General features: G+C 67.4%; 2 protein-coding genes. Both read left to right on the top strand.

Annotated elements, in window-relative coordinates:
• The first annotated feature begins 58 nt into the window (after positions 1-58).
• On the top strand, positions 59-373 hold the full coding sequence (locus AC1DHD_RS15550; RefSeq protein ID WP_476880576.1) for a DUF3039 domain-containing protein: 315 nt from the start codon (positions 59-61) through the stop codon (positions 371-373).
• Between the two features lie 193 nt (positions 374-566).
• Positions 567-2,351, top strand: a complete 1,785-nt coding sequence (locus tag AC1DHD_RS15545) for a DEAD/DEAH box helicase (RefSeq protein WP_476880575.1) — start codon at positions 567-569, stop codon at positions 2,349-2,351.
• Positions 2,352-2,441: the final 90 nt, after the last annotated feature.

Raw genomic sequence — 2,441 nt, 5'->3', positions numbered from 1 at the left:
GCTTGCGCAAGTGTCCGTTGACCGCTGAGGGGAAGCTAAGATGGATGACATGACGAGCATGACGGATCCCATCAAGAGTGCCTTGGACGATGACCCGATGCGTGAGCTCTCCGGAGCCGGGACGTCGACGGCCACCATTGAGCGCGAGGAACTGCGCCAGGAAGTYGAGCCCGGCGACCGGGAACGCTTCTCGCACTACGTGCGCAAGGAAAAAATCATGGAGTCCGCTCTCTCGGGTGAACCCGTCATCGCGCTCTGCGGTAAAGTCTGGACCCCGGGCCGGGACCCGAAAAAGTTCCCGGTCTGCCCCGAGTGCAAAGAGGTCTACGAAGGCCTGCGCCCGGGCGGCGACGGCGGCGACTCCGGGAAGTAGGGCTACGACAGAAGGCCTCCGCGCGGCGGCTTCACAGCGCCGTGGGACGGGCCGCTGCCGCGTGCCCCCCGCGGCCGGATAGGCGTTCCGTTGCCGTCCTGATATCCGGTTCATCCGAAAAAAGATTGGTGTTTTTGTGCTTACTTGGGTTTCTCCGGAACCGGCTGCCGTGCGCGGACGGGAGGGCTCCTAAGTGACGGAGACACTCTTCGGCGGACCCGTGCTGCCGCCCGCGTATCCCGAGCGGGCCGCGTGGGGTACCGCCCCGAAACTGCGTGCCTGGCAGCAGGAGGCACTGGACAGCTACTTCGGCGCCAGCCCCAAGGACTTCCTGGCAGTCGCTACCCCCGGTGCCGGTAAGACAACTTTCGCCCTCCGTGTGGCCTCGATGCTCATCGAGGCCGGTGTGGTTAACCGGGTGACGATCGTGGCCCCGACGGACCACCTGAAACGCCAGTGGGCAGATGCCGCCGCGAAGGTTGGCATCGCCATTGACCCGAACTTCAAAAACGCCGACGGCCAGCACGGCCGCGGCTTCATCGGCGTCGCCGTCACCTATGCTCAGGTCGCCAGCAAGCCGATGCTGCACCGGGCCAAAACCGAGGCCGCGCGCACGCTGGTGATCCTCGACGAAATCCACCACGGCGGTGAGGCGCTCTCCTGGGGCGATGGCCTGCGCGAGGCCTTCGACCCGGCCGCCCGGCGCCTGTCCCTGACCGGTACCCCGTTCCGCTCCGACACGTCGCCCATCCCGTTTGTCGAGTACACCGAGGACCGCGACGGCATCCGCCGCTCCAAAGCCGATTACACCTACGGCTACGGCAAAGCCCTGCGGGACCACGTGGTCCGGCCGGTGATGTTTATGGCGTACTCCGGCCAGATGCGCTGGCGGACCAGCGCCGGCGACGAAATGGCCGCCTCRCTCGGTGAGTCGGCGGTGACCAAGGACATCACCTCCCAGGCCTGGCGGACGGCGCTCAACCCCGCCGGCGAATGGATCCCCGCGGTCCTCGCCGGAGCGGACAAACGCCTCAGCGAGGTGCGCCGCACCGTGCCCGACGCCGGCGGCCTGGTCATTGCCACCGATCACGACGACGCGCGTGCGTACGCCGGCCAGCTGAAGCGGATCACCGGGGAGTCGCCCACCGTCATCCTCTCCGACGACGCCAAGGCCTCGAACAAGATCGAGGAATTCTCCGCCGGCGACAAGCGCTGGATGGTCGCGGTCCGTATGGTTTCCGAAGGTGTTGACGTGCCGCGGCTGTCCGTAGGTGTCTATGCGACTTCGACGTCCACACCGCTGTTCTTCGCCCAGGCCGTGGGCCGTTTTGTGCGTGCGCGCAAGCGCGGCGAAACGGCGTCGGTCTTCCTGCCGTCCGTGCCGCAGCTGATGGCGCTGGCGAACTCCATGGAGGCCGAGCGCGACCACGCACTGGACCGGCCCGAGAAGGAAGACGGCGACGGGCTCTTCAACCCCGAAGATTCGCTGATGGACGAGGCCAACCGCGAGGAAAAGGCCTCGGACACGCTGATGAAGGGCAAATTCGAGGCCCTCGACTCGCAGGCGTCCTTTGACCGGGTGCTGTTCGACGGCGGCGAATTCGGGACCGGCGGCGAGGTGGGCTCCGAAGACGAGCTGGACTTCCTGGGCATCCCCGGCCTGCTCGATGCAGAGCAGGTGGGCACCCTGCTCCGCCAGCGCCAGCACGATCAACTCAACCGCAAGAACAAGYGCGCCCCGCAGCCGGAGGCGGCCCGCGAGGCACCAGCCCTCCCGGACCACAGGATGCTGATGGACCTGCGCACCGAGCTGGCCAAGAACGTCGCGGCCTGGTCCGCGCGGACCGGGACACCGCACGGGGTCATCCACACCAAACTGCGGACGGTGTGCGGCGGCCCGGCCGTGGCCCAGGCCAACGAGGAGCAGTTGCAGACCCGGCTCCGGAAGCTCCAGGACTGGTTCATCGGCCGCAAGTAGGTCCCCCCGGCGGGACTGTGCAGCCGGACGGTGGTGCGGGCACGAAAAAGGGACCGGGGGACCGGTCCCTTTTTCGTGCAGTGTTGGCGC

The sequence above is a fragment of the Arthrobacter sp. 05L45_2 genome, assembly GCF_056397525.1.
The sequence above is the reverse complement of the archived record's forward strand: the minus strand, read 5'-3'. Positions and strand labels throughout refer to the sequence as shown.